Source organism: Aestuariivirga sp., from assembly GCF_041738905.1.
Taxonomy (GTDB): domain Bacteria; phylum Pseudomonadota; class Alphaproteobacteria; order Rhizobiales; family Aestuariivirgaceae; genus Aestuariivirga.
The window spans coordinates 1-7,726 of record NZ_JBGSOZ010000139.1; the positions used below are offsets into that span (position 1 = coordinate 1).

The 7,726-nt window shown below is 64.1% G+C and carries 7 protein-coding genes and 1 pseudogene; 1 reads left to right on the plus strand and 7 read right to left on the minus strand.

The genetic code is table 11. The annotated features are described in order from the left end of the window. The 5 genes from ACEW8Q_RS12785 to bchI form a co-directional block, all read right to left on the minus strand. Window positions 1-262: squalene/phytoene synthase family protein (locus tag ACEW8Q_RS12785; protein ID WP_373504442.1), on the minus strand; the 262-nt coding region annotated here is incomplete at its 3' end. Continuing rightward, on the minus strand, window positions 243-1,775 hold the full coding sequence (locus ACEW8Q_RS12790) for a phytoene desaturase (protein ID WP_373504443.1): 1,533 nt from the start codon (window positions 1,773-1,775) through the stop codon (window positions 243-245). The genes ACEW8Q_RS12790 and ACEW8Q_RS12785, both read right to left, overlap by 20 nt. A 49-nt stretch (window positions 1,776-1,824) precedes the next feature. Then, window positions 1,825-2,700 (minus strand): alpha/beta fold hydrolase BchO, encoded by an 876-nt coding sequence (gene bchO, locus ACEW8Q_RS12795; RefSeq protein ID WP_373504444.1) that lies wholly within the window; start codon window positions 2,698-2,700, stop codon window positions 1,825-1,827. 1 nt (window position 2,701) lies between these two features. Continuing rightward, complete coding sequence (locus ACEW8Q_RS12800; RefSeq protein ID WP_373504445.1) at window positions 2,702-4,438, minus strand: magnesium chelatase subunit D; 1,737 nt, start codon at window positions 4,436-4,438, stop codon at window positions 2,702-2,704. Further along, the gene (bchI, locus tag ACEW8Q_RS12805; protein WP_373504446.1) at window positions 4,435-5,448 is read right to left on the minus strand and encodes a magnesium chelatase ATPase subunit I; all 1,014 of its coding nucleotides are present in this window, start codon (window positions 5,446-5,448) and stop codon (window positions 4,435-4,437) included. Before bchI ends, ACEW8Q_RS12800 begins: the two co-directional genes overlap by 4 nt. Window positions 5,449-5,561: 113 nt before the next feature. Here bchI and ACEW8Q_RS12810 point away from each other — a divergent pair, with 113 nt between their 5' ends. Continuing rightward, window positions 5,562-6,116, plus strand: a complete 555-nt coding sequence (locus ACEW8Q_RS12810; RefSeq protein WP_373504447.1) for a DUF4202 domain-containing protein — start codon at window positions 5,562-5,564, stop codon at window positions 6,114-6,116. On the opposite strand, the gene ACEW8Q_RS12815 is transcribed toward ACEW8Q_RS12810, so the two are convergent. Together ACEW8Q_RS12815 and ACEW8Q_RS12820 are read right to left on the minus strand one after the other, a co-directional pair. Beyond that, complete coding sequence (locus ACEW8Q_RS12815; RefSeq protein ID WP_373504448.1) at window positions 6,113-7,321, minus strand: AGE family epimerase/isomerase; 1,209 nt, start codon at window positions 7,319-7,321, stop codon at window positions 6,113-6,115. The genes ACEW8Q_RS12810 and ACEW8Q_RS12815 overlap by 4 nt on opposite strands. A gap of 66 nt (window positions 7,322-7,387) precedes the next feature. After that, a pseudogene (locus ACEW8Q_RS12820) lies at window positions 7,388-7,726 on the minus strand (penicillin-binding protein 1C); the annotation flags it as partial.

Below are 7,726 nucleotides of genomic sequence, written 5' to 3' on the forward strand. Positions count from 1 at the left end.
GCTGGTCGTCCGGCGTGCCACGATAGATGCGGTCGAGGCGGTCGAGCAATTCATCCACCGCCGCGCGGCTGTCGGCCGAGCCGTCGACGGCATCATCCGCCACGCGGCAGAAGGCATAGAGAGACCGCGCCGCATCACAGATGCGCTGCGGCAGCAGAAGGGACGCCGTGTAGAACGTCTTCGACCCGGCCCGGATCATCTGGCGGCAGGCCGCGAGATCGGCGGGCGTCACCAATGGGCGTTCAGGCGAATGCGGCGGCATCGGGCACGACCTTGTCGAGAATGCGGGCAGACGAGATGACACCAGGTATGCCAGCGCCGGGATGAGTTCCGGCACCCACCAGGAACAGGTTCTCGATGTCTTCACTGCGATTGTTGGGGCGGAACCAGGCGCTCTGCAGCAGCACGGGTTCAAGCCCGAAGGCGGCGCCCTTGTAGGAGGACAGCCGGTTCTCGAAGTCGATGGGTGTGATGATCTTCTCCGTCACGATGTGCTCGCGGAAACCGGGAAGCACGGTCGCGTCGAGATGGGCGGCGATCTGGTCACGGTAGCGGGCAGCGCGGGTGGTCCAGTCTATCGCTGAATCTTGGTGCGGGACGGGGGAAAGCACGTAGAAGCTGTCGCATCCCTCGGGCGCCAGCGAGGGATCAGACGCCGTGGGCCGGTGCAGGTAGAGGCTGAAGTCCTCGGCCAGATGCTTGCGCTCGAAAATGTCGTGCAGCAGTTCCTTGTAGCGCGGGCCCATCACGATCGTGTGGTGCTTCACGTTCGGATAGGTTTTCCGGGTTCCGAAATACCAGACGAAGAGGCTCATCGAGTAGCGCGCGCGTTTCAGTTTAACGTCGCTCCAGCGTTTGCGGGGCGCATTCTTCAGGAGCTTCACGTAGGTATGTGCCGTCTCGGCATTGGAGACGACAATCGAGGCCTTCACCGTTTCGCCGGAAGCGAGTTTCAGTCCCGCCGCGCGGTGGCCCTCGCAGATGATTTCCGACACCTCGCTGTTGAGCGCGATACGGCCGCCCTGGTGCGTGATGAGATTTGCCATGGCCTTCACCAGCGCGCCCGTGCCGCCGATGGCGCAATGAACGCCGAACTGGCGCTCGAGATAGGCGATCATGCTGTAGATCGCCGTCACCTTGAACGGGTTGCCGCCGATGAACAGGGGATGGAAACTCAGCGCCATGCGGATCTTGGGGTTCTTGACCCGCGCCGAGACATGCTGCCACACGGTTCGCCATGCGCCCAGTCGCAGCAGATCAGGCGCGATCTTCACCATGTCCAGTGGTGAACCGAAGGGCACATGGCCCAATTGCTCGAAGCCGATCCGGTAGATTGCCTCGCTCTCCGCCATGAAGCGCTCGTAGCCCTCGACGTCACCCGGCGAGATGCGCCGCACTTCCTCGCGCATCCGTTCCGGATCGCCGCAGCAGGTGATGGTGCTGCCGTCATGAAAGCGGATGTCGTAAAAGGGATCGAGCGCTTTCAACGTCACATCGTCGGAGAGCTTCGCTCCCGCGAGGGACCAGAGTTCTTCGAGGATGAAGGGCGCCGTGATGATGGTGGGGCCGGCGTCGAAGGTGAAACCGTCCTGCCGGAATACCGAGGCCCGGCCGCCGGGCTGCTCTAGCTTTTCATAGACCGTCACGCGATAGCCGCGCGCGCCAAGCCTGATGGCGGCCGACAATCCGCCCAGCCCGCTGCCGATGATCGCGGCGTGGGGCCGCCGGTCCGGCTCGCCTTTGGGGAGGGGGCGCTGTTCAATCGGTGTAAACATTACCTGACATTAGAAACCGTCAGATGAATTTTCGCAAGGGGGATTGTCGTCAGCGTCGTACGAAGGCTTGCGGGTCCGCGATGATCGCGGCGGCGGTGGCGGGGTCTTCCTCATGAGCCAAATGACCCAATCCTTCCATGTCGATGATCATGGCCTTGGGCGCCAGTTGTGCCGCACGCTCGGCATTGGCAGGTGCAATTGTGCGATCCTTCGAGGCGCGGACGAGATAGAGCGGCACGGTGAGGTTCTTGAGGTCTTGCGGCACCCAATGCAGGTCCCAGGCCGCCATCATGCCCAGTGTTCCCGCGATGTGGCCCTCGTTCGCGAAGAGCCGCTGGTAGAGTTTCAGCCCGGTCTCATCGAGGCGCGATCCGGTGTCCTTGAGCAATCGTTCCACGGCGGACCGGTCAGCCATTCGGGCAAACAGTTTCTGCATCACGGTAGCCCCCGCGACCGCCTTCGCGAGGGGTGAAAAGAACTGGCCCGCGACCCCGCTGACGGGGAAGAAGGCCCCATTGAAACTGACGATAAGGTCGGGTGTGAACAGCCGCTCGACCGCCATCCGCACCAGCACGGCAGCTCCCGCCGAATGGCCGGCCGCGCGTTCGGGTGAAAGCTTCAATTCTCGCAATAGTCCCGAAACCGCCGCCGCCATGCCGGGAAGTGAAAGGCTGGCTTTTGTGGAACGTGTGGTGAAGCCGTGCCCTGGCAGGTCCGGCGCCACAACGGTGAAGGCGGATGCGAGCTTCGGCATCACGTCGCGCCATGAATGTGTGGAGGCGCCCGTGCCATGCAGCAGCAGCACTACGGGGCCTTGTCCCATCACTTGCACATGCCAGCGCAAACCAGCGGCATCGACGAAGCGGCTTGCGTCACGGTTCGGCCAGTCGGCGCCATCGGTCGCCCAGTCGAGGTAGGCAACCATGTCAGCCCCGGACCTTCATGGCGGTGCCGACCGATTTCGAGATCATCGCGGAATCGGCATGGGGCAGGGGCAGGTAGCTGGCGCCCATTTCATCCGCGATCTTGCGGGCAGGTCCGCCACGGGCGTCGGAGAGATCGATCATCAAGGTGCGGAGCCCCGCGAGCTTCAGGCCGCGCGCGGCGTTCTCCGCATCGCGGAGAGCCATGGGGCGGTCGGCGGTGCCATCGCGTGCGATATTGGCGCGGCCATCGGTGAGGAAGACGATGAGCGGCGTTCCCCCGCCGCGCCGCACCTGATCCGCAATCGTGAAAGCAGATTCGATCGCCGCGCAAAGTGGCGTTCCACCGCCGCCCGGAAGATCGGCGAGGGATCGCTTGGCGCGCTGCAGCGAACGGGTGGGTGGTAGCAGCACCTCGGCCTTGCGTCCGCGGAAGGCGATCAATGCCGTCTGGTCGCGCCGCACGTAACAGTCCGCGAGGATCAGTTCGACGGCACCCTTCGCTTCGGCCATGCGATGAATGGCAGAGGAGCCTGAGGCATCGACCACGAAGATGGCTGTCGTCTCTCGCTTCTGCTTGTAGCGGCTGATGCGGAAATCCTCACGCGCCACCAGAACGCCAGCGCGGCCAGGTGCATCGCGCTTGCGGAGCGGCTGCCATGGCGCTGCGGCGCGGAGCGTGTCGATGAGTGAAAGCCGTGCGCCGTTCTTCGGCTCTCCCTGCCGCGTGCCGGCGGGACGCCCGCGTTTCAGTCCGGTTTGCGCCGAGATGGCGCCTGCGCCGGACTTCGGCGCCTGCTTCTGCCGCAGGTCTTTCTCGAGCGCGGCAAGAAGCCCGACGGGTAGTGACGTCTTCACCGACTCAAGCAGGATTTCCGAGAGTTCCTGCGGGCTTGGCGTATCCTTCTCATCTTCCGCATCAGGTGATGACTGTTGGTCTTGGTCCTGTGGTTCGGAGTCTGCGGGCTCGTCTGCCTCGCCTGCCGGAAACTGCGTTGCGCGCGGCGCTAGTACCAGTCTCGCGGCTGCGGTGGCATCGTCGTCATTTGCTTCATCGCGCCCGTCGAGTGCCGCACAGGCGCGCGCGGTCTTGAGGGAGAGAAGCGCAGGCCTCACGGATCCAATACCCAGCGCCAGTGCCGTCTGGCACAAACCTTCGATGATGCGATCCGGCAAGGAGACCGAGGCGAATTGCACGCACGAGGTGGAGATATCCAGTTCGGCGAGATCGGGAGGATCGCAGTCCCCCGTATCGAGCAGGAATGCCACCCTTTCCGAGAGAATGGACGGTGTACGTTCATCGTCGATGCCTTCGTCGCAGGCGATGAGCGCGAAGCGTGCGGGGTGGGTGCCGCCAGCGCCATTCACCTCGCCCCTGTCCATGGCGGCGGCGAGCAAGGCAGCCTTCTCGAGTGTGAGCCGTTCGGACGAGGTCAACAGCAATATCCCGGTGTCGGCCTCGGCGAGCAGTCCCTTGTCGTGACGGGGCGTTCCGGATTTCAGGGTCGCGGCAACATCGATGCCGCCGACGAGCCTGTCGATTCCAACATGCGGCGGCACACGGAATATCTTCCGATCACCGACCAGATTGCGAAGGCTCGCCAGCCATCCGTCGCGCGCTGGGCCACCGGGCCCACGAAGCACCGCACCTCCGAATCCGATGGGGTCGATCGCCAGCAGGGCGCAGGCAAGGGCTGCATCCGCCGTGCGCATCAGGCGCGCGGGGTCTTCGCGCTTCACGCGCCCAGCACCTCGGCCACGGCGCGGTCGATGCGCGTGGTCGATCCGGTTTCATCAAGCGGATTGCGGCGGAGCCGGTGGCGAAGTGCCGGTCCTGCCATGCGCTTCAAATGCACTTCGGTCGTTTCTTTCGCTCCTTCGAAGGCAGCGAGGGCGCGAGCCGCGCGCATGAGTGTCAACTGGCCGCGAAGTCCGTCGGTCTTCAAATGTATGCAGAGCGCTGCTGCGCGCTCGAGAATCGCGTCGGCAACGCTCACGCTGTTGAGGCTCTTGCGGGCCTTGACGATACGCTTGCGGGTTTGGTCTTCCTGAGCGGCCCAGAGGGCCGTGAACCCATCCGGATCACGCTCGAAACTATCCCGGCGCTTCACGATCTCGACCCAGGTCGAAACGTCTGTCGGCGTCCGCACCTCGACCGACAATCCGAAGCGGTCGAGCAATTGCGGGCGGAGTTCGCCTTCCTCCGGGTTGCCACTGCCGACCAACACCACCCGTGCAGGATGGCGCACGCTGAGGCCCTCGCGTTCCACCACGTTCTCGCCCGATGCGGCGACGTCCAGCAGCAGGTCGACGATATGGTCTTCGAGCAGGTTCACTTCGTCGACGTAGAGATAACCGCGATTGGCCTGCGCCAGTAGACCGGGCTCGAATGTCTTCTCGCCGTGGGAGAGGGCGCGCTCGAGGTTGAGTGCGCCAATCACCCGGTCCTCGGTGGCGCCCAAGGGCAGATCCACCACGGGGATGGGCATTTTTCTGGTCTTGTGAGTTTTCGCGCTCCGGCAGGAGTCGCACATGGTTCCGGGCGAATCAGGGTCGCAATGATAGGCGCAGGTGGTCGCCTTGATTTCCGGAAGCAGGGCGGCAAGCGCGCGCACGGCGGTGGATTTTCCGGTGCCGCGATCGCCGAAGGCAAGCAATCCTCCGATCAGCGGGTCGACCGCCGTCAGCAACAGTGCCTGTTTCAGTTCATCCTGTCCGGCAATGGCGGAAAATGGGTAGCGGGCACTCATCTGTCGCCTATGCAAAGCGTCAACTCGGTCATGTTCGAATGTGTAACATAGAATTGACAGGTGGCAAATGCGGGCTGTTGCATGGCCGCGCCGTCTTCGCCATTGTGCGCCGCATGACCGACCGATTGCAGCGGGCTTTCGCCCTCGTCGATGCCGCCAACGCCGCCGATCCGGCAGGGCGTGCCGAACTCTACGGCCAACGGATGAGCGCCACACTCGACCGCTTCGCGCCGGATGCGCCGGAGCCCCTGAAGATTGCCGCCCGTGCCCAGCACATCGAACGCTGGTCCATTCCGCGCGAGTCCTATCCGGAAGGCCGCATCGCCTATCTCACATGGCGGAAGGAGCTGCAGAAGCTTCACGCCAGCCGCGCGGGCGAGATCATGGCGGAATCCGGCTATGGGCAAGACGACATCGCCCGCGCGGGCTCGCTTCTGCGCAAGGAACGGTTGAAGCAGGATGCCGACGCCCAGACGCTGGAGGACGTTATCTGCCTTGTCTTCCTCGAACATGAGGCCGAGCCCTTTATCGCCAAGCACGACGACGAGAAGGTGAAAGACATCCTCGCCAAGACGGCAAGGAAAATGTCGCCGCGTGGGCTTGATGCAGCCGGCCAGGTGCCGATGGGCGAGCGGCTCAAACGGCTCCTCGGCGACGCGCTCGCCTAAGCCGGTATCGCCGTCATCAGGCTCCCCGTCGCGGGGAATAGCGGAATGAGGCAGGCCTGCAGCGAATGGTAGATGTCGCACTTGCCGGTGAAAAACTTGTCGAAGGGCTGCAGGTCATCATCCAGTTCACCGAACCAGCCGCCATTGGCGGGGTCGATGAAATAGGTGGCCGAGAAATCCCAGATGCGGCGGTACCATTCCTCGTAGAAGGCGTCGGGCTTCAGGGCGGCGAGAAAGGCGGCAGCGCCGATGGCCTCGGTCGCGGGCCACCAGATCTTGTGGGTGAGTGCCGGGTTGTTGTCGAAGTCGAGCGTGTAGAAGAAGCCGCCCTTGTGCTTGTCCCAGCCGCGCGTGACGGCGCTGCGGAACAGCTTGTCGGCGGCATGCCGAAGCCACATGTCGCGCCGTCCATCCAGCACCCAGAGTTGCGCCACGAGTCGTGACCATTCGAGCCAGTGGCCGGGCGTGGTGCCGGCGGGCCGGAACATGTCCGAGCCCTTGTAAGCCTTGTCGATGTTCCAGTTCTCGTCAAAATGCTCGGCCACCACATAGTCGAGCGAGGTTGCGTGCCTGCCGATGATGAGGCTGGCGATGCGCTTGGCCTTGTCGAGATACATCCTGTCGCCGGTTGCCTCGTAGGCGGCCATCAGCGCCTCGGTCAGGTGCATGTTGGAGTTCTGGCCGCGATAGTCGCTGATCTTCGACCAGTCGCGGGCATATTCCTCCGACACCGCGCCATGAGTCTCGTCCCAGAAGCGCTGTTCGAGCACCTCTGTAATATCGGCCAGCATGCGGTCGGCCAGCGGGTGGCCCAGCATCCTGGCATCTGACGCGGCGAGCAGCACGAAGGCGTGGCCATAGGCCTGTTTCGAATCGTCCCTGTAGCCATCGTCATCGACCGACCAGCAATAGCCGCCGTGCTTTTGGTCGCGGTGGCCTTCCCAGAGGAACTTCATGCCATGGTCGACAATAGCGCTCGATCCCGGCCGCCCGAGCTTCGCGCCAATGGCGAAGCAATGGACCATGCGCGCGGTGGCGTGGATCTGGCGCAGGTTACCGAAGGGCTTGCCCGCTGCGTCGAGGTCGTAGAAGCCGCCCCTGGGGTTCACCGCGTTGTTCTGGAACATGTCGAACAGGGCGTTGGCCTTTGCCATCAGCCAGTCGCGGTGATAGGAGCGGGCGGTCCACGGGGTTTCGGCGGTCATGGCATGTCCTGATGGCGTGTGGGAACGATGCGACTTTATACGCGGGGCCCGCAGCCCATCAAACCATCATTCGACGCGGATGCGCGCGGTCGCCGTCTGGCCCTTCGAGTCGATCACGGAGAGACGTGCGAAGCCGCGCGCCGCGCTCTCCCAGAAAGCATCGCGGCGGAACTCGCCCGACGTGACGGGAACGCCGTCGACCAGCCACGTAAAGGGTGGCGTTCCACCATAGACCTTGAGGCTCACGGCGGCATCTCCGGCATCGCTGTCGAGATCGATGCGGGCGCCATCGGGCGGGAAGGCGATAGTGGGCGGGCCGTCGCCGCGCGAGACGCTTGCGACCTCAGGAAGCGAGTCGGGCCGGAAGCGCTGGAGCGCGGCGGGCAGTTCGTTGGTGCGGGCGAT

Bases quoted from the DNA above. Each gene is read 5' to 3' on its own strand.
- ACEW8Q_RS12790 (WP_373504443.1), bottom strand. From the start codon at position 1,775: ATGTTTACACCGATTGAACAGCGCCCCCTCCCCAAAGGCGAGCCGGAC.
- bchO (WP_373504444.1), bottom strand. From the start codon at position 2,700: ATGGTTGCCTACCTCGACTGGGCGACCGATGGCGCCGACTGGCCGAAC.
- bchI (WP_373504446.1), bottom strand. From the start codon at position 5,448: ATGAGTGCCCGCTACCCATTTTCCGCCATTGCCGGACAGGATGAACTG.
- ACEW8Q_RS12810 (WP_373504447.1), top strand. From the start codon at position 5,562: ATGACCGACCGATTGCAGCGGGCTTTCGCCCTCGTCGATGCCGCCAAC.
- ACEW8Q_RS12815 (WP_373504448.1), bottom strand. From the start codon at position 7,321: ATGACCGCCGAAACCCCGTGGACCGCCCGCTCCTATCACCGCGACTGG.